The following is a 19789-nucleotide window of genomic DNA, read 5'->3' as shown; positions in this document are numbered from 1 at the left end:
GTTATAATTGCTGTGGCAAAAAAATCCGACTGTTTTTTAGTCGGATTTTTTATGCCGGATATAGTATTGATGTGGTTGTATTTTTAAAGCTATTTTTAGTTCCAGTTTTCTTCAAAACCGTAATCGTTAAAACTGTCGTCTCCGTCGAACATGTCTAAATCTTCTTCGTCAAAATCGTCTTCAAACTCCCCATACATATCGTCGCTCGATACGATAGGACTATTGAAATCTTTGGTAGGTGCATCCGTTGGTAATTCGCCATGCGCAAACAACAGATCCGGATAGGTTACCCCATTTTCAGGTTCTTCTACAGCAGCCAATTCTACGAAGAATGTCCACATATTTAAGAAATCGTATACATAGATGATTTTAGTACTGTCTTCGTCCAAAATGGAAGAAAGCGGATAATCCGCCATGGTTCTTTGTTCGCCAGGAACGTCACCGGTATCAAACAACGGGATTTCATCTTCCTGTGTCCATTCGTCATCGCAAGTATAAAATGAAGCGATTTCCATTCCGTCAAAGCCAAAAGCGTTTACGATCGCATTGTGTAAATCCTCCAAAGTGTCTTCTTCAAGGATAGCAATGTCCCTGAAAATGTCTTCTTCGGCGTCGAGTATAACTCTAAATTTATAAACCATAACCTTATTTGTTTTAAAAAGCCAAAGTTACGGTTAATACTTTTGATTCCAATTAGTGTTGATAATTTTTTGACGAAGTTTTGTAAGGTGTTTAACGTTAGTGTGTTAAATGTTTTTTATGCGGGATATTGTTTCGGATAAAGACCGTTTATTTTTCGTAGAATTCGATCGGAAGATCGTCCGGATCGGCGATAAAGAAAAAGCGCTTTCCGGTATATTCATCGATGCGGATGGCTTCGGTTTCGATTTTACGTTCGGAAAGATAGTGTTGTGTGGCGACAATATCGTCGACTTCAAAAGCCAGATGGCGTAATCCGGCAGCTTCCGGTCGGGAAGGACGTTGCGGCGGATCGGGAAAAGAAAAAAGTTCGAGGCAATAATTTCCGTTAATCGCCAGATCCAGTTTGTACGATTGGCGTTCGCTTCGGTATACTTCCTGAAGTACGGTTAATCCTAAAATTTCGGTATAGAAATGTTTGGAAACGGTATAGTCCGAACAGATAACGGCAATGTGGTGAATTTTGTTAAGCGATAACATGGAATAGAGAAAGAAAAAGCCTGGTGTTAACCAGGCTTCTGTAAATTATTTTTTAGCTTTTGGAGCTGGAGCGGCACTTTTAGCCTTTGCAGTTCCGTTTACTGTATTTAATACTGTTTGGTACGAATCGTTTACTTTGGTAAGCGCTTTTAAAATCGCATCATTAGAACCTTTACTGTTAATGATGTCATTTAAGTTTTTGGTTTCGTTGTGTAGTGCTTCTACCTTTTCCGTTAAACCGGATGTTCTGGTTACGTGCTCTGGAAATTTGTTGGCATCAATAGCTACTGCATATTGTACCAGAGATTCTCCATTTCCTTTAAGCGGAGTGAAATTCCCTTTCTGAGCGTCACGGGATACTTTGGTTAATAAATCCTGAAAATTTTTCATTTCCGGCCATTTATCGGTAACGGACTGTGCTGAAATCGTGTTTAATGCGAATAATGCAACGATAACTAATAAAGATTTAAAGTATTTCATAGTTTAAGGTAGTTAATATTGTTTTGCAATACTAAGAAAATTAATTTTATAATTATAATATTTTAAGAGTAATTAAAATATTGATATCATTTTGTTATTAATTCGCACTTTTAGCAGCACTTTGTTAGTTTAAGGTTTTAACCGGCTGATGATGCTTTTCTTAAAATGAGTAAACTTCGGATGCGTAGGATACTGTCGGTTGGAGGTCATATTGTTAAAGAGGAGTGCCACTACCAGCAATACCAGTGCTCCTGTTAACACCGGCGAAACCACATACCAGTAACCGAGTTCCTTAATCTGAGGCGAACCGGTAACCGCGATTAATGCTGTGGCGCCTCCGGGTGGATGTAGTGTTTTGGTGATTTGCATGAGCACAATCGACAGGGAAACAGCTAAAGGAGCCGAAATCCATAAAATATCCGGAATCAGTTTTTGTATGGTAACACCGATCAGTGCGGAAATAAGATGACCACCTACCAGATTGCGCGGTTGTGCCAGCGGACTCTGAATCACGCCGTAAACCAGTACGCATGACGCACCAAAAGAACCAATCAGGAAGGTATAATCCTGAGGAGTAAACAAACCGTATTGGAAGTAGGCAATAATCCCCAATCCGACCAACGATCCGAGGAAAGCCCAAAAATGTTCTTTATAATCGATTAAGGTTTCTTTGTAAAGCACATAACGGGCTTTACGGTAATTGCGTTTGATTTTAGGAGTAGGCATATTAAACTCGGGAATAGCTGTAAACAGTATATGGATAAATGAATTTAGCAGTAGTTTTCGATATCAGACAAACCATCAGGATCGGGAAAAACAACGTATAATCGCCAATGGCTTCACAAACCAGAAATAAAGCGGTAAACGGAGCATGGATACTGGCACTTAACATGGCTGCCATTCCAATAACCATAAAATTAATTGGTAAGACATTGGCGTGGAAAAACGTATTTAAAACGGAGGCAGTTAGTAAGCCTAAAAAGGCACCGATAAACAAACTCGGTGCGAATACACCGCCATCGCCACCGGAAACCAGGGTCAATGAGGTAACGATTGGTTTTAGTAAAATTACAAAAACCAACGTTGCGGCCAGCGATACGGTGAGTGTAAGATTGCCCGATTGTAGCGTCAGTTCTTTTACTGCGTGATAGCCTTCGCCATAAAGTTGCGGGAAAACAATCAGGGCAAGACTAACCAATCCGGCGCCAATGATAATACGAAAATGATGCTGATCAATTTCGGCGAATTTCTTTTTAAAAAGCAAGACACAACGATTTAGATATACGGCATTCACTCCGGCGATCATTCCCAAGAGGATCATATACGGAAGCGCATGCAAATGCCAGGGCAATACGTTAATATTAAAAAGGGGCTGATTGTCTACAAAATACGTAAAGGCAAAAGCGACGGCTACTGCAACGCCATTGGTCAGTAAAAACGATCGGGACCATTTTCGGGAAATCACCTCATAGGCGAAAATCAGTCCGGCAAACGGACTACCAAAAAGCGCGGTGATTCCGGAAGCAATTCCGGCGCAAATGAGTTGTGTTTTATAACGTTTAAACAGATTTTCCTTTTGCTGAACCACCGACCCGATAGCCGCCGAAGCCACTACGGTAGAAACCTCAATCCCGGTTGATCCTCCAAAAATAACCGTGATCAGTCCATTCAGGAAATGCGAACTCACTTTATAGGCCGGCAGGTTTTTGTTTTTGGATTCGGTACTCTCGTAAATTTCCTTGATGCCTTTGTTTTCCTTTTTGCGGAATAGTGTCTGCCTTAAAAAATAAATGATCGAAAAACCCAAGATCGGGAACAATAAATACAACAGCCAGTGTTGTTGCGCCAGTGTAAAGAAAATAGCTTCGTAATGTTCCGTTATTTTTTTGAGCGTATTGCCAAGTAAGGCACTTAAAAAACCGATAACGGCAGATGTGATGATCAACTTTTGAAGAACAATCAGACGATGGTTCTTTTTGATCCGGGTTGTTTTTTTCATTTCGGGGAGCTATGAATGCAAAATTTGATACGCAAAAATAACCATTGAAATGCTAAAAAACGGTATAAAAACGTTAAAATTACGGTGTAACGATCCACCACTGGTTACCAAAAGGATCTTCAAAACCAGCCGTATAGCAATAGGTTGCATCAGGGAAACAGCATGTTGTTGGAGTGCATTTTGATAAACGGTGTCTACATTTTCGACATAAACAAACATACCACAGGAACGGGTATCATAATTGTCCGGTTTCTGGGCAAACATGATTACCGCATCTCCAATCCGAATTTCGCCATGCATAATCGTTCGGTTGCCTTCACCGGGAACGATAAGCTGCTCCCGGGCGCCCAGTACTTTTTTGGTAAAATCGAGAAAAGACTCGGCCTGGTCGGTAATGATATACGGCATGACCGGTAGGTATTGGTCGGGTATTTTCATGGTTTTGTTTTTTGGATTACTATAGGGAAGCCTGAACTTTTGCTGACAGTTTTCCTTTGATCAGTCGATAGGACTGCGCGATATAGTGTTCCCACTCTTTAGATGTTAGTACGGAACTGTCTTCTACCAATACCCATTTATACCGGGCCATATACGGAGCCGGTTTTATATGCAGTCGTGTGGTTAATTGATCAAAATCTTCTTCGGTCGTTTTAAACGAAACCGTTAGCGGTGTGCTATCAAGACCGATTACACAAAACATTTTATTGGCGATCAGAAAACACAGATCATTTCCCCATTTGATGTCCTCCGTTACACCCGGAAAAGAGGAACAAAGGATTTGTAGTTCTTCAATATTCATACGATAATAACTTGGATTCCTGCTAATTTACGCCATTTTGCGACAAAAGAAAAGCACGCTTTTAAAAAATTTACAATTCATCCTAAGAAAACTACAGTTCGGTATCCTTTTTTATTAAATGAAAACCAACTGTTGCAATTTTGAAGCACTAAAAAACAAGAAATGATGAAAACGATACTTACAATTTGTAGTCTTTTATGTTGTCTGGTATTTCAGGCGCAAACAAAAATTTCCGGAAAACTGGTTGATCAAAAAGGGAAACCGCAGGAGGGGGTGAATGTGTTTATAGAAGGAACCTATGACGGAGCGCCATCTGCAGCCGACGGTACCTTCTCATTTGAAACCGATGCGAAAGGAAGTCAGGTTTTGGTGATCAGCTCGTTGTTGTTGGAAACCATTCGGGAAACCATCGTAATAGAGACTTACAAATCCCGTTCGTTTACCGTAAAATCCAGTGCGAATGCTTTAAATGATGTGGTGATTTCCGTGGGATCGTTTCAAGCTGGAGGCAATTCAAAAGCATCGGTTTTAAAACCACTGGATATTGTCACTACGGCCGGTTCGCCCGGTAATATAATCGGAGCCTTGCAAACCCTTCCGGGCGCGCAGATTGTAGGAGAGAGCGGTCGTTTGTTTGTTCGCGGTGGGGAATCGGATGAAACCCAAACCTATATTGACGGTATCCGGGTCGCACAGCCTTATGGCGCTTCAGCCAATAATCTGCCAACCCGGGGACGTTTTTCACCTTTCTTGTTTAGTGGAATGTCTTTTACAACCGGAGGCTATTCGGCGGAATTTGGCGATGCTTTATCCAGTGTGTTGTTATTGAATACGATTGATGAACCGGATCAGGAAAAAACAGATATATCCCTGATGACAGTTGGTTTGGGTGTAGGGAATACGCAAAAATGGGGGAAAGGATCTTTTAGTTTTAATACAAGCTATATCAATCTGGAGCCGTATCAAAAGGCGATCCAACAAAATGTAGACTGGATCAAACCGTATCAGTCCATGTCGGGGGAAATGGTTTTCCGTCGTCAGTTTAAAAACGGGTTGTTTAAATTTTATACGGCTTATGATTATGCCAATTTTGAACTCAATCAAAAAGATATCAATTATGAAGACCCGATTCGTGTAGCCATTCAAAATAATAATCTGTATCTGAATGCATCTTATAAAGGAAATTTTGGCGCCAACTGGACGATACAAACCGGAATAGGTTATGGTTATAGTCTGACCAAAACAGATTTGGATAGTAATGCGGTAAAAGATCAGGAAAATGCCGCACACCTAAAACTAAAACTGGGTAAAAAGTTTTCGAATAAAGTAAGAATGATTTTCGGAGGGGATTATTTTACAACGGATTTCGATGGAAGTTACCGCCAGCCGTCAAATGAATTCAAAACAGGTTATAGCAGTGGAATCGGAGCTTTATATGCTGAAACGGATATTGTACTAACATCAGACTTTGCCGTAAAAGCCGGACTTCGCGGGATGCACAGCGATTTATTAGGAACATCGGTATTGGAACCGCGAGCTTCTCTGGCTTACAGAACCAATAAAAACGGGCAATTGTCACTTGCGTATGGCGATTTTAATCAGTTGCCAAAACAGGATTACCTGAAATACACTTCGGCGTTCGAACCGGAAAAAACAGCACATTATATACTGAATTACACCTATAACCCGAACGGAAGAACACTACGTGCCGAATTGTATTATAAGGATTATAGCAATCTGGTAAAATACAACACCGATTTGCCGCAATACAACAGTATTTATACCAACAACGGAAGCGGATATGCCAAAGGATTTGATCTTTTCTGGAGGGATAATAAAACGGTTAAAAATCTGGAATATTGGTTGTCCTACTCGTATATCGACAGTAAAAGGGATTATAAAAACTATCCGGATAAAGTAACGCCCAATTTTGTAGCGAACCATACGCTTTCGGTAGTGGGAAAATACTGGATCAACGATTTGCGTTCGCAGTTGAGTGTGACGAACAGCTTTGCCACCGGACGTCCGTATAACAATCCGAATGAAATGACTTTTATGAATGGAAAAACGACGAGCTATAACAGTTTGAGTCTGAGTTGGGCCTACCTGATGTCACCACAAAAAATACTATACCTATCGGTTTCAAATGTAATGGGAAAAGACAACGTTTTTGGTTACCAATATGCCAATTCACCTGATGTAGGCGGACAATTTCAGCGCCAGGCGATAGGACAGGCTGCCGACCGGTTTTTCTTTATCGGTTTCTTCTGGACCATCAGTCAGGATAAGAAATCCAACCAATTGGAAAACCTCTAACAATTCATCCCTGAAAAATGACAGTTGGGTCAGGATTAATTTTAAAGTAGAAGCCCCCATACTACCTTTGACCTGTAAATAATAAAGTTTCAATCATCACAATACAAAATCATTAATCCATTTAAAAAAATAGAAATCATGAAAAAAATTATCATCGCGCTAACACTTTTGATCAGCACTATCACATTTTCACAAACGCAATACGAACAAGGAATGAAAAAGGCCCTTGGTTTGTGGAGTGAAGGGAAAACAACCGAAGCAAAGGCCCTTTTTGAACGTATCGCATTAGTGGAAAAAGACAACTGGCTACCGAACTACTACGTAGCATTGGTCAATACAACAGAAGCTTTTGTTCCAGCCAATCGCGACAAGGTTTCGGCTTTATTGGAAAAAGCACAACAGGCCGAAAACGACGCCAGCACCATCAGTCCGAATAATCCGGAATTAATGGTCATGCAGGCAATGATTTACACCGCTTGGATTGTATACGATCCGCAATCGAACGGAATGAAATATAGCGGGAAAACGATGGAACAATATTATAAAGCACTGGCTTTGGCACCGAATAACCCGAGAGTTGTATTTTCGAAAGCCGAATTTGAAATAGGTGGCGCCAAATTTTTCGGAAAAGACACCAAACCAATGTGTGGGCAAGTTGCGAAATCAATTGAACTTTTTGCTACTTTTAAACCAGAATCGCCTTTTCATCCGAACTGGGGATTGGACAGAGCGCAGGAAGTGCTGCAAAACTGCAACACAAAATAAAAAACAAACCGGCGGAATAGCCACGAATAAACAGAAAATAAAATGAACTTTTACCTGAGACATTTTTTACGAGCCATAGGTATTGGAACGGCCATCATTGGTGTATTGCTTTTGCTTCGATGGATGAATGGAAACCCGGTACCGATTAACGATGCTTTCTGGCTAAATGTTGAGTTTACAATGCTCTATACGGTAGCATTATATATGGCAAATATGGCTGTTTTCGTGGTGCTGGACCGGATATTTACACAAGATCGTTTTGCTTTGAAAAGGGTAATTATAGGTTTTTTAAGCTCCTTTGTGGTTTCTATAGCGGTAATTTTTTTGTTACGGGCTTTTGAAGAAATACAATTTAACGGACTAACATTTCGAGCGTTTTTAGCAAAAGAAAGTCCGGGAAATTACCTGACAGCGATTATCATCACCTTTATCATCACGCTGATCCTCCATATGGTCTATTTTTATAGAGCCTATCAGGAAAACCGATTCAAACAACAAAAGATTATCGCCGGAACGGCTTCGGCAAAATTTGAAAGTTTAAAAAACCAGATTGACCCGCATTTTTTGTTTAACAGTCTGAATGTACTGAGTTCGTTAATCGAAGAAAACCCGGATAATGCACAACGTTTTACGTCTTCTTTATCGAAAATATACCGCTATGTGCTGGAACAAAAAGATAAGGAATTGGTTAGTGTGGAAGAAGAACTGGCCTTTGCCAAGACGTATATGAACTTATTAAAAATGCGTTTTGAAAACAGTATTTTCTACGAACACCCTGAAAAATTAGCAAATCCGGAGGCAAAAGTGGTTCCGTTATCCTTACAGTTATTATTGGAAAACACGATAAAACACAATATCGTTAGCGAACAAAAACCATTACACATTCGGATATTCGAACAAAACGGCTACCTCGTAGTACAAAACGATCTGCAAAAAAAAGAAGTTTTAAAAGACCGGCAAGGGGTAGGTTTACAAAACATCATCGACCGTTATGCGATTCTCACGGAACGTAAGGTAAAAATAGAACAAACTGAAAAAACATTCACGGTACAACTACCGATGTTAACCAAACAAATTGGTATTATGGAAACGTATGAGCAACATGACGATACGGCTTATTATCGGGCCAAAAAGAAAGTTGAAGCCTTAAAAGGTTTTTATGGCAACCTGACATCCTATTGTGTGGTAATTCCATCCCTCATATTTATCAATCTTTATTTTTCACCGGGATTCCAGTGGTTTTGGTTTCCGATGTTGGGATGGGGTATGGGGCTTTTTATACACGGATTTAGCGTATTGGGATATGGCGCCAGCTGGGAAGAACGCAAGATCCGGGAACTGATGGAAAAACAGGATACCGACAGTAAAAAGAACTGGAAATAATGTAAAAGAATATTCATGGAACCTAATTATAACGAACAGGAACGCTATCAGCAAGCTCGTAAAAGAGTGGAAGAAATCAAAGGTTTTTACGGAAACCTTACCGCCTATATCGCTGTAAATATCACATTATTAGCAATCAACCTGCTAACGTCCCCGGAGCATTTATGGTTTTTTTATCCGATGATCGGATGGGGAATTGGAGTGGTTTTCCACGGGATGAAAGTTTTCAACTATATGCCCTTTTTGGGGCGTGACTGGGAAGCCCGTAAAATGAAAGAATTTTTAGAGGAAGAAGAAAAACAAAAACACAAACAAAACTGGAACTAAGATGCGCCGCAAATACAAATCATGGGAAGAGCAATATAGTAGCGATAGTCGTTATGAAGAAGCTGCCAAAAGGGTAAAACGAATCAAAGGATTCTATACGCACCTGATGCTATACATATTGATCAATTTGTTTATCGTATTTTTAAACTTTCGGGATTTAAAAGTAGGGGAAAGTTATTTTCAGTTTAAAAACTTCTTTACCGCAATATGTTGGGGAGTCGGATTGCTTGCACACGGATTACGGGTTTTTGGGTACGATTTTTTCTTTGGACGCGATTGGGAAGCCCGTAAAATCAAAGAATTTATGGAAAAAGAGAAAAATGAAAAATGGGAATAATCACAAAATAGGAATACGAGTACGATGAATATTATAATTATAGAAGACGAAAAACCGGCAGCGCGATTATTACAGCGAAAAGTTGAAAAACTGGGATTAAACGTCCATACCATGTTGCATTCGGTAGAAGAATCTTTACAATGGTTTCAAGCCAATCCGCATCCGGATCTTATCTTTCTCGATATCCAGCTTTCCGACGGACTTTCTTTCGAAATCTTTGAACAGATCGATATCAAAAGCGCGGTTATTTTTACGACGGCCTACGACGAATATGCGTTAAAAGCCTTTAAATTAAACAGTATTGACTATCTGTTAAAACCGATAGACGAAGACGATCTGGAAGTGGCATTAAACAAATACCGACAACGCAATCCGGAACCGCAACAATTGTCACTGGATTTTGAAACGATCAAACGAATGCTGGTGAATCCGGTGGATAAATCGTATAAAAAGCGCTTTACGGTAAAAATCGGTCAGCAGTTAAAAGTAATTCCGATAGAGGAAATCGAATGTTTTTATAGCGAAAACAAAGGAACCTATGTTCATACGACTGATAATCGGGATTATTTACTGGATCAGACACTGGAGTTACTGGAAACCGAATTGGACCCAAAAGATTTCTATCGCGTGAGTCGTAAATTTATCATTCCGATGCGCGCGATAAAGGAAATCGTACTCTATAGCAATTCCAGACTAAAAGTGGTTTTGCCAACCTATAAAGGCGATGAGGTAATTGTAAGCCGCGAAAGGGTTAGTGATTTTAAAGAATGGATCGGTTAGGATCCATTTTTTATACCGTTTTATTTTTTCGGGCTTCCAGAATCATATAAAACTGCACTCCGAATAAAATCGAGGCAAGGACCAAATGAATCGTCTGACTTCCGAAAGGAAAATGCAGGTAATACATGGCAATTCCGGAGGCGATTTCCAATGCTAATAGAAGCATCACCCAGTTGATTTTTGAAAAGCCCAAACCAAGTCGTTTGTTGCGTAAATACAGAAACAGACTCGATAAAAATACCACTACGGAAAACGTACGGTGAAAGTAAAAACTCACTTCGGGTTTGCTTAACCAAAGGGTTTCATTTCCGATTCCGGATTTTACCTGTTCGTCTACAAACTGACGTACCTGAGTTCCTAAAACCACCTGAATTAGTGTTAAGCCAAGTGAAACCCAAAGGATAGTCAAAAACATAGGATTCGCAATTTTATCCGACGAAACCGGTTTGGCCAGTCGGATAATATATAAGATAACGGCAACGATTACCAGAGCCATTACCATATGAACGGTGATTTTTACCGGGTTTAATACCGAATACACAACCGTTGCGCCCAACCATGCCTGGAATCCCATCATAAAAACAACCAGCCAGGACAATAGGGTGATTTTTTTACTTTGTTTCCACAGTGAAAAAGACGCAATGGCCATAATAAAACAAGCCAGACCGGCCAAAGCACCTACCAGTCGGTTGCCATACTCGGTCCAGGTATGTGAAGCATTAAAGATCGCATAATCGTGCTTGGTGTATTTTTTCCAATGGGAAGCGTCAAATTCCGCTCCGGTGGTAAAATCATCTTTGGCTACCAGCAGACTTTTGTCTTTAATGATCACCTGGCCTTTTTTAAACGCGTGGTTTTCACTCCAGGTCAGTTCCTTGATATCGGTTGGAGGAATATAATATCCAAAACATTTCGGCCAATCGGGACAACCCATTCCGGAACCGGTCATACGAACCAGCGCTCCGGCTACAATTACCAAATAGACTAATACTAAAGCTGTTTTTGCGATGGTGGTGAAATGTTTTTTCATTTTTGTAAGCTTTTAAGTTTGAACCAGAAGGTTATTCGGTTGCCTTTTTTAATCCTAGTTTTGCCGCTTTTTCCATCATAAAATCATAAGCCGGCTGGTATTCGTTCGGGATTTCTCCTTCGAGTATGGCTTCTTTGATGGCTTCTTTTAAAAGACCGATTTCGCGGGAAGGTTTCAGATCAAAAATCGCCATGATCTCTTCTCCGGTAATAGGCGGTTGAAAGTTTCGAACATGGTCGCGTTCTTCCACTTCGACAATTTTCTGGCGGACGAGTTTAAAATTATTATGATATTTTCGGAATTTCGACGGATTTTTAGTTGTGATATCGGCTTCACACAAGGTCATCAGATTTTCGACATCCTCACCGGCATCAAAAACCAAACGACGCACGGCCGAATCGGTCACAATATCCTGAGCCAGTACGATTGGTCGGGAACTCATCATCACCATTTTCTGTACAAATTTCATTTTGTGATTTAACGGCATATGCAAACGCTCGAAGATGCGTTTTACCATTTTACCACCTAAAAATTCATGTCCGTGGAAGGTCCATCCCTGTTTTTTATTATAACGTTTTGTCGGCGCTTTACCAATATCGTGTAGCAAAGCCGACCAGCGTAACCATACATCGTCTGTATTCGGACAAATATTGTCGACCACTTCCAGGGTATGATAAAAGTTGTTTTTATGGGTATGGCCTTCTATTTCTTCCACCTGATTTAAAGCGGTCAGTTCCGGTAAAATAATATCCAGTAAGCCGGTTTGGTATAGCAACAGAAAGCCAACAGAAGGTTTGTCGGACAATAGAATTTTGTTTAATTCTTCGACGATACGTTCTCCGGAAATAATGCCAATCCGATCTTTATTCCGGGAAATGGAATGGAGTGATTCCGCTTCGATAGTAAAATTGAGTTGGGATGCAAAACGGATGGCACGCATCATGCGCAACGGATCATCGGAATAGGTAATATCCGGATCCAAAGGCGTTTTGATACTTTTATTTTCCATATCGGTCAATCCGTCAAAAGGATCCACCAGTTCGCCGTAGTTGGCTTGGTTTAGGGAAAGCGCCAAAGCGTTGATTGTAAAATCGCGACGGTTTTGATCGTCTTCCAGCGTACCATTTTCCACAACCGGATTCCGGCTGTCGAAATGATAGGATTCTTTGCGGGCACCTACAAATTCGATATCCATATCCTCATAGCGAAGCATGGCGGTACCGTAATTTTTAAAGACCTGCACTTTCGGATTGTGTGGGATCAGTTCCGACACTTTTAAAGCCAATTCGATACCACTGCCAACGGCCACGATGTCGATGTCTTTTTTATGATTGCGTTCCAGAATCAAATCCCTTACAAAGCCGCCAATAACATAGGAATCGACCTGTAGCTCTTTGGCCGCACGGGATATAATTTCAAAAATTTTGGACTGTAATGCCTCTTTATATGAAGTTTGTTTTTTCATTAATGGTCGCTCCGGTTTGCAGGGCTAAGCTGTTTATTTTCGTATAATTTTTACCTCACTGTTCCCAGACAGTTTTATGATAGTCGACGGTTTACCGCCAATTTTATCGTGGTGCAAATTTACAACATAGTCGACGCCTTGCAAAATTGCGGGGCTTATTTCTTTAAACGATTTTGGAGTAGGTTCGCCACTGATGTTTGCCGAAGTGGAAACCAGCGGAACTTTCATCCGTTCCATTAGTTTAAAACAGAAAGGTTCTTTAACGATTCGCATCCCTAACGTATTATCCTGACCGATAATATTTGGTGCGACATTTCGCGGATTATCCAGGATTAGTGTGGTTGGTTTTTCGGATAAATCGAGGATTTGCCAGGCTACTTCGGGAATATCTTTAAAAACATTGTATACCATACGGTCCCCGTTCATCAGAACGATCATGCTTTTACTTTCTTCCCGTTGCTTTAGCGCGTATATTTTTTTTACGGCTTCCGGATTGGTCGCATCACAACCGATTCCCCAAACGGTATCGGTTGGGTATAGAATGATTCCTCCGTTTTTGATCACTTCGTATGCTTTATGAATTTCTTCTGCAATCATTTTATATTTGTTTAGACTGTTTTTATAAATAGTTACAGGAAGCGATTCAAAACAATACTAGCAACTTAATCAAAAAAAGCAGACATTATTTTAGATAAATCGTCGTTAAAAACAGCTTCTTCCTGTTCAATTTTTTTGCGATAGCTATCGAAATGGCGGACTTCTTTTTCATATGCTGTAAAACAATTTTCTAACAAGTCAATAACATCGCGTTCTTTACCCGGTATAAAATCTATTTTAAATTTGTCCGGTATCGGAATATCTTCTGCAAAGTTAGCACTTCCTTTTCTGTTTGTAACTATAATACAGCCACACATTGCAGCTTCTCTTGGAATACGGTCTTTACCGGGATGATTTCCAAAGTCGATATAAATTTTGGCACTAAGTAACAATTGTCGCACCTGCGACGGAGTGATGTTTTCTATCGGAACCCAATCGATATAAGGTGCTTTTCGGATCAACTCCAGCGTATCATTAAATCCTTTTTTGGGATTGTATACAATCCTGTTTTTTTTATTCTGGTTGGTAAAAGATCTTTCTTTTAATTTATTGATAAAAATAGCGTCAAGATAATCGGATAAATTATAAATGTCAGTGACGCTTTTCGATTCCAGAAAATGCCGGGCATAATGCGATTGTACCCAATGGGAAAGCAAGGGTTCCTTTTTAAAATCATAATGGCACACCGTTGGTTTTAATCCCAAAAAGCGTCCTAAGGAAAAGGGTTTTGGCCTAGTGGCAGCCAAAAAGAAATCGACACTTAGCCACCAGATTACCTTATGGATTTTTTTATATTGATACATCATGCCGGAATAGATTTCGGGAAAGATGGCGATATTTTCCGGAGCATCTGTTATTTGATCCGTATACGGGATTTTAAAGTGCTTGTAAAAATCATGTACAGGATCTGTGGATGCTTGTTGTCCGATATAGATCATTTTGGCATTGAATCCCATGGCAGTTAGTCGAGATGCCAGCCGATGTATTACAAATGGTTCGCCCGAAGCAAAATTTGCCGGGGCTATCAGATATAGTGTTGTTGTGTTTTTATTTAGTTTCACAATATTCGGTTTTAAATTTTCTAATAGCGGAAGCGATGATCTGGTGCATATCGTAGTATTTATATTCGGCAAGCCTGCCACCGAAAATAACTTTGGATTCTTTAGCCATCAGGCAATATTTTTTATAAATCGCCTGATTCTTTTTATCATTAACAGGGTAAAAAGCTTCTTTTTTTGAACACCAGGATTCCGGGTATTCTTTGGTGATGACTGTTTGTGGCTGTCTGCCAAATTCGAAATGCTTGTGTTCAATGATACGGGTAAAAGGAACGGTTGCATCATTATAATTGACAACAGCATTACCCTGAAAATTGGTACTATTGATGATTTCGTTTTCAAATCGTAACGAGCGATATTCGAGTTCACCGAATTGATAGTCGAAATATTCATCGATTTTTCCGGTAAACACAATGGTATCGGCTAACGATTCAAAATAAGAGCGATCGTCAAAAAAATCAGTATTTAGGCGAACTTCGCTTCCTTCCAGTAATCCGTCTATAATTTTATTATAGCCCCCAACCGGTATGCCCTGATAAGTATCATTAAAATAATTGTTGTTGAAAGTATACCGTATCGGGAGTCTTTTAATGATGAATGGAGGTAATTCCTTCGCTTTACGTCCCCATTGTTTTTCGGTATATTCCTTGATTAAAGTTTCATAAATATCTTTGCCCACCAGGGAAAGTGCTTGTTCTTCCAGATTGGACGGATCAGTAACGCCAAACCGATCAATCTGAATATTAATTTTTGCCCGGGCTTCTTCTGGTGTTATGGCACCCCATAGCTGGTAAAACGTGTTCATATTAAAAGGTAGGTTGTAAAGCTTCCCTTTTGCAATGGTTACGGGACTATTAATGAAATGGTTAAAGGTGGTAAACTGATTTACATAATCCCAAATAAACTTATCATCTGTATGAAAAATATGAGCACCATATTTGTGTATCGTAATATCTTCTATTTTTTCACAATATACATTACCGCCCTGATGTGACCTTTTGTCAATAACGAGGCATTTTTTACCTATTTTAGTAGCTTCGTGAGCAAAAACGGCTCCAAAAAGTCCGGAACCTACAATTAAAATATCATAGTTATTTGTCATTTTTTATGGTGTTAAATGGAATGAAAATCAGTTGCGGGAACAGATTGCTGTTCGGATTTTGTGGTGTAGGATTTCTGAAGGTCTAAAATCTGGTTCCAGGTGGTAACAATATCCTGCTCTTCGTTTTCAAGGCTGTATTCATTCAGAATGGCTTGTGACGCATTGATTTGTTTTTCAAGGAAAGTAATAGGATCTTTTTCAAAGAACATGAGAACTTCTTCAATTTTATGGACAAAATTAATAATGTCTCCATCTGGGATAGGGTAGGAAAAATCGGGATTAAAATATTCTTCACCGGCCCGTCCTGTATACCCGATAACGATACAGCCACAAGCCATAGCTTCGGCAGGAGGAAGGCCAAACCCTTCGATATGGTTAAAACTCAGGAAAATATGGCTTTCCCTCAGAATCTGAGCCACTTCCTGTTCTGTTTTATTATCAATACTTACCAGTAACCAGTCCTGCAAACTATTTCGATATTTTAGAATATTGAAAATCTGTATAATGTCCTCTTTCATTTTACGAGGCATAAAAGCAATCTGTTTCTTTTTCCGGGGTTGATAATAAAACGTGTTTTGATCAATACCTATTCGTATCCGATAGAGTTTTATATTGGGAATGGCAAAGGATAAATAATTTTTAGAATCTTCGGAAACGACTATCGTGGCAATGATATTTTTATCGGCATACTGTTTTTCATCAGAATGTTCTTCAATGGAATTATAGAAAAAAGAATAGTAGCAGTTCTGATTGAAAATTACTTTTAGGGTATCTTTTTTAATTTTTAAGAAACTCAGACTAAGGAATTCAGGAAAAACATATATGGCGTTCGTATCGAGTTTAGAAGCCATAAGACTTTGTATACCCCAATTAATTTTGGTAAAAACTCTTTTTAGAAAAGATGATTTACTACCGGATCGGATAGTTTGTTTGATCAAGCAAAATAAAGGGAAGTTATATTCTATTCGCGTTTTATTCTCAAACCACTTATGTCGAAACCGTTTTTTCTTATGGAGGATGGATGCGTTAAATCCGTTTCTGTTTAAGATATCAACCTGCCGGTATAGTTGTTTAATACCTCCAATTGGAGCTTTGGTATCAGGACAAATAAAATAAATTTTTTGCTGTCTCATAATGAATTGCTTTTTATAGTTAGTACGGAATGAACCCAATTTTCGAGTGTGTATTTTTGCTGTATTGTTAAGGGGATTTCGGTATACGGAGTGGAGAAAAAAGAATCCGGAACAGATAAGGTGGTATCGGTCCAGATAAAAATATTATTAGGATCGTAAAAGTCATAGGTTTGGATATCCGGATTGGTAGTAATTAATTTCTTCTTTAGACCAATTGCTTCAAATGGACGAAAAGATAAACCGGATTGATTGGGATGGTGTATATCAAGGATAATTGGAGTATTGCCGCTATAGGCTACAATTTCCGGGAAAGGGGTGATTTTATCCGGAAACGAAGTGTTTGTGGAAGCATATTGTTTACGAATGTTTTTGTCTTTGGGAAATAATAGTGCATTTACATTTATTCCCTGGTTGCTTAATTGTTGAATGATTTGTTTTATTTTCGGAAAGCGATGATCATATGTACCCGGGAAAAGGACTTCGTATTTTGGTTTTTGGGAAAAATTATCAATAAAATAGAAATTTGTAGTAAAGTGTAATCCATATGGGACACGGTCATTTTTATCGAAACTATAATGACTATCAAAATAAGGAATAGTCTCTTTCTGTCCTTTTATTTTGGTAAGACTATCCCAATAATGCACAATGGAAAGTCTTGCTTTGTTTGTGATAAGCGTTAATAGTTTAGGGGAGCGCATATCGTGGCGGTTAGCATACACGATATCGTAAGTAGCATATTGATTTATTTTTTGGAGGATAACATTTTGAGAAGGTATTGTTTTGATATTCATGTTAAAACATCGTTTCAAAACGAAATTCAGGCACCGTTCCCCCAGATTTCTATAGTAATATGGATATCCGTTGGATAAAACCATGATAAGGGTATAATTGGTAAAATCCTGAAAGCCATTTAAGACAACTTTGTAAAAGTCATAATGATCCGGAGCAATATATAACATCCTTTTCTTCATTGACATGAATTTTAGTGGTTATTATTATGCTTTAGCAGGTACAATAAAAGTCTGGCCGGAGTGGAGAATATCCTTTTCCGGAATCGTTTTAAGATCTATTTTATTGCTTTAATTAGGACAATAAGAGCCATAGCCGAATTATAAACGCAGCGTTTAATCGATTAATAGTCGATTGTCAAATTGTTTGGGGCGGGTTTAGAATGTTATTTCAGGTAATTCTTTTTTGATAACCGCAGGAACACCGGCAGCCATACAATTGTCCGGTAAATCTTTTGTAACGACAGCACCTGCAGCAATGACAACATTTTTTCCGATTGTAATTTTTGGAAGTATTGTCGCATTGGTTCCGATGTTACTATACGCACCGATTTTACAATTACCAGAAATATTTACACCTGGTGAAATTTCCGAAAATTCTCCAATATGGCAATCGTGACCGATGGTACAATTAAGGTTAATAAGTGTCCCTTTTTGGACAATAATATCATTTGTAAGGATGGTCCCGGTCATGATATTACATCCGGGGCCAATTTGATTCCCAAAACTACCGATAACGGCTTTTGGGCTTATGGTAGCAGTAAAGACACCTCCAATAGCTTTAAATTTTTCATACAGCCGTTTTCGCAAAACCGGATTGCCGATACCAATGGTAAACCGATTATCGGTATGCATAAAGTAGGCCGCAGCATCGTCAAGGTTTGTAAGAACCGGGAAACGATCGTATAATACGGCTGGAATATCAGTATTGACATCATCGTAAAAAACCAGATTTTCGGTTTGATTGTCCTGATGCAATACCTCTAAAACTTCTTTGGCAAATCCTTTAGCTCCAACGATTAGCATGCGTTTTGATTAATTAAGGTGGTTATTTTTTGTAATTCTTCCGTGGTCAGTCCAACATAAAGCGGTAACGAAAGTACCCGTTGGGAAACCGATTCCGACACCGGCATGGACTGATCCGGTTGGTTTACATATCCGATGGTATTTAACGAAGGGTAAAAATACCTTCTCGGGATAATATTGTGGTCGTTTAAAGCTTTTTGAACTTGTAAGAGTATCGTTTCCGATGGTACTATAATTGGATAATAGCTGTAATTCCAATCTGTTTCCGGTCGGATGATCATTGTTTGTAACGAATCGAAATCCAGATGTTGGTTGTAGAAATCAACTACTTTTTTTCGTTCGGACAAAATGGTTTCCATATGTGGTAAAACAGCCAGTCCCATAGCGGCCTGAAGTTCGGATATCTTCGCATTAATTCCCAGTCCGTGAAATTCCAGCGGACCGTTATGTCCGAAGTTATGACTATAGAATAGTTTATGAAACAGCGTTTTATCTTTACAAAACAGTGCACCACCTTCACCGGTATGGAAAAGCTTGGTTGCATGAAAACTACAGGTACTCACATCGCCATAATTAAACAAGGATTTCCCTTTATAGGTTACGCCAAAAGCATGAGCGGCATCATAGATCACCTTTAAGCCATATTTTGTAGCAATGGCTTCAATCGCTTCGACTTCACAAGGGTTACCAAAGACATGCGTAGCCAGAATTGCGGTCGTTTTTGAAGTTATCGCCGCTTCGATTTTGGTTTCATCAATAGTGAGATATTCCGGATGAATGTCTACAAAAACAGGTGTGCAGTTTTCCCATATAATAGAAGACGTCGTCGCTACATACGAAAACGGAGTGGTAATAATTTCCCCTTGTTTGCCTAGAATTTTAAGAGCAATTTGTAGTGGTACAGTTCCGTTATTGGTGATGATCATGGAATTGCTTTTCAGATAATCGGTTAATTTCTGTTCCAATTCCAGTACCAGTTCTCCCCGGTTAGTAAGCCATTTGTTTTCCCATATCCGTTCAAGTTGCTTTTCGTATTCTTTTAAATCCGGAAAAAAGGTTTTGGTTACTGTTATCATTAATATGGGTTTGTAAATTTTATTTGTATAGATAAACGAACTTAATGGTTACATTTGTGCAGTAAAAATATAAAAAGTTAAGCAATCTAAACGTACCCAAACGGAATAAGATATCAATCAGATCCGGATCGGCCGGATCGTAACAGAAT

At 39.2% G+C, this 19789-nt stretch carries 22 protein-coding genes; 6 read left to right on the top strand and 16 right to left on the bottom strand.

The genetic code is table 11. The annotated features are described in order from the left end of the window. Positions 1 to 95 precede the first annotated feature (95 nt). The 7 genes from ABFU83_RS10065 to ABFU83_RS10035 all read right to left on the bottom strand — a co-directional run bounded on the left by ABFU83_RS10065 (position 96) and on the right by ABFU83_RS10035 (position 4457). The gene (locus ABFU83_RS10065; RefSeq protein ID WP_347065637.1) at positions 96 to 641 is read right to left on the bottom strand and encodes a hypothetical protein; all 546 of its coding nucleotides are present in this window, start codon (positions 639 to 641) and stop codon (positions 96 to 98) included. A 148-nt stretch (positions 642 to 789) separates the two neighbouring features. Further along, complete coding sequence (locus ABFU83_RS10060; RefSeq protein WP_347065635.1) at positions 790 to 1179, bottom strand: VOC family protein; 390 nt, start codon at positions 1177 to 1179, stop codon at positions 790 to 792. 45 nt (positions 1180 to 1224) lie between these two features. Then, positions 1225 to 1659: a hypothetical protein gene (locus ABFU83_RS10055; protein WP_136402571.1), complete on the bottom strand. Its 435-nt coding sequence runs from the start codon at positions 1657 to 1659 to the stop codon at positions 1225 to 1227. 129 nt (positions 1660 to 1788) lie between these two features. Then, the gene (locus ABFU83_RS10050) at positions 1789 to 2385 is read right to left on the bottom strand and encodes an HPP family protein (protein WP_347065634.1); all 597 of its coding nucleotides are present in this window, start codon (positions 2383 to 2385) and stop codon (positions 1789 to 1791) included. Between the two features lies 1 nt (position 2386). After that, entirely contained in the window at positions 2387 to 3658 is a 1272-nt protein-coding gene (locus tag ABFU83_RS10045) for a chloride channel protein (RefSeq protein WP_347065632.1), read from the bottom strand. Between the two features lie 9 nt (positions 3659 to 3667). Beyond that, a complete protein-coding gene (locus ABFU83_RS10040; RefSeq protein ID WP_347065631.1) occupies positions 3668 to 4096 on the bottom strand; it encodes a hypothetical protein in 429 nt (142 codons plus the stop codon). A gap of 19 nt (positions 4097 to 4115) precedes the next feature. Then, a complete protein-coding gene (locus ABFU83_RS10035; RefSeq protein ID WP_136402575.1) occupies positions 4116 to 4457 on the bottom strand; it encodes an MmcQ/YjbR family DNA-binding protein in 342 nt (113 codons plus the stop codon). Positions 4458 to 4622: 165 nt separating this feature from the next. Between ABFU83_RS10035 and ABFU83_RS10030 the strand changes: the two genes are divergently transcribed. The 6 genes from ABFU83_RS10030 to ABFU83_RS10005 all read left to right on the top strand — a co-directional run bounded on the left by ABFU83_RS10030 (position 4623) and on the right by ABFU83_RS10005 (position 10365). After that, positions 4623 to 6773, top strand: coding sequence for a carboxypeptidase-like regulatory domain-containing protein (locus tag ABFU83_RS10030; RefSeq protein WP_347065629.1), 2151 nt, complete (start codon positions 4623 to 4625; stop codon positions 6771 to 6773). A gap of 138 nt (positions 6774 to 6911) precedes the next feature. Beyond that, on the top strand, positions 6912 to 7538 hold the full coding sequence (locus tag ABFU83_RS10025; RefSeq protein ID WP_347065627.1) for a hypothetical protein: 627 nt from the start codon (positions 6912 to 6914) through the stop codon (positions 7536 to 7538). A 42-nt stretch (positions 7539 to 7580) separates the two neighbouring features. Next, positions 7581 to 8921, top strand: coding sequence for a histidine kinase (locus ABFU83_RS10020; RefSeq protein ID WP_347065625.1), 1341 nt, complete (start codon positions 7581 to 7583; stop codon positions 8919 to 8921). Between the two features lie 15 nt (positions 8922 to 8936). Next, positions 8937 to 9248 (top strand): 2TM domain-containing protein, encoded by a 312-nt coding sequence (locus tag ABFU83_RS10015; RefSeq protein ID WP_347065623.1) that lies wholly within the window; start codon positions 8937 to 8939, stop codon positions 9246 to 9248. A 1-nt stretch (position 9249) separates the two neighbouring features. Beyond that, positions 9250 to 9585, top strand: coding sequence for a 2TM domain-containing protein (locus ABFU83_RS10010; RefSeq protein WP_347065622.1), 336 nt, complete (start codon positions 9250 to 9252; stop codon positions 9583 to 9585). Between the two features lie 24 nt (positions 9586 to 9609). Then, positions 9610 to 10365, top strand: a complete 756-nt coding sequence (locus tag ABFU83_RS10005; RefSeq protein WP_347065620.1) for a LytTR family DNA-binding domain-containing protein — start codon at positions 9610 to 9612, stop codon at positions 10363 to 10365. A gap of 10 nt (positions 10366 to 10375) precedes the next feature. On the opposite strand, the gene ABFU83_RS10000 is transcribed toward ABFU83_RS10005, so the two are convergent. The 9 genes from ABFU83_RS10000 to ABFU83_RS09960 all read right to left on the bottom strand — a co-directional run bounded on the left by ABFU83_RS10000 (position 10376) and on the right by ABFU83_RS09960 (position 19640). Next, a complete protein-coding gene (locus tag ABFU83_RS10000; protein ID WP_347065618.1) occupies positions 10376 to 11395 on the bottom strand; it encodes a COX15/CtaA family protein in 1020 nt (339 codons plus the stop codon). A 31-nt stretch (positions 11396 to 11426) separates the two neighbouring features. Next, positions 11427 to 12860 carry an HD domain-containing protein gene (locus tag ABFU83_RS09995; RefSeq protein WP_347065616.1) on the bottom strand — a complete coding sequence of 478 codons (1434 nt, stop codon included), beginning with the start codon at positions 12858 to 12860 and terminating at the stop codon, positions 11427 to 11429. A 33-nt stretch (positions 12861 to 12893) separates the two neighbouring features. Further along, on the bottom strand, positions 12894 to 13457 hold the full coding sequence (locus ABFU83_RS09990) for an L-threonylcarbamoyladenylate synthase (protein WP_300490461.1): 564 nt from the start codon (positions 13455 to 13457) through the stop codon (positions 12894 to 12896). A 65-nt stretch (positions 13458 to 13522) separates the two neighbouring features. After that, positions 13523 to 14518 carry a hypothetical protein gene (locus ABFU83_RS09985; RefSeq protein ID WP_347065614.1) on the bottom strand — a complete coding sequence of 332 codons (996 nt, stop codon included), beginning with the start codon at positions 14516 to 14518 and terminating at the stop codon, positions 13523 to 13525. Then, positions 14505 to 15617: a UDP-galactopyranose mutase gene (glf, locus tag ABFU83_RS09980; RefSeq protein WP_347065612.1), complete on the bottom strand. Its 1113-nt coding sequence runs from the start codon at positions 15615 to 15617 to the stop codon at positions 14505 to 14507. The genes ABFU83_RS09985 and glf overlap by 14 nt, the downstream gene beginning before the upstream one ends. Before the next feature lie 11 nt (positions 15618 to 15628). Then, a complete protein-coding gene (locus ABFU83_RS09975) occupies positions 15629 to 16468 on the bottom strand; it encodes a glycosyltransferase (RefSeq protein ID WP_347065610.1) in 840 nt (279 codons plus the stop codon). A 278-nt stretch (positions 16469 to 16746) separates the two neighbouring features. Further along, the gene (locus ABFU83_RS09970) at positions 16747 to 17541 is read right to left on the bottom strand and encodes a lipopolysaccharide core biosynthesis protein rfaS (RefSeq protein ID WP_347065609.1); all 795 of its coding nucleotides are present in this window, start codon (positions 17539 to 17541) and stop codon (positions 16747 to 16749) included. A 375-nt stretch (positions 17542 to 17916) separates the two neighbouring features. Next, entirely contained in the window at positions 17917 to 18564 is a 648-nt protein-coding gene (locus ABFU83_RS09965) for an acetyltransferase (RefSeq protein ID WP_347065607.1), read from the bottom strand. Beyond that, positions 18558 to 19640 carry a DegT/DnrJ/EryC1/StrS family aminotransferase gene (locus ABFU83_RS09960; protein WP_347065605.1) on the bottom strand — a complete coding sequence of 361 codons (1083 nt, stop codon included), beginning with the start codon at positions 19638 to 19640 and terminating at the stop codon, positions 18558 to 18560. Before ABFU83_RS09960 ends, ABFU83_RS09965 begins: the two co-directional genes overlap by 7 nt. Positions 19641 to 19789: the final 149 nt, after the last annotated feature.

Origin of the sequence: Flavobacterium sp. WV_118_3 (assembly GCF_039778605.1) — a bacterium.
Classification (GTDB): domain Bacteria; phylum Bacteroidota; class Bacteroidia; order Flavobacteriales; family Flavobacteriaceae; genus Flavobacterium.
This window is presented reverse-complemented; position numbering and strand designations above follow the sequence as displayed.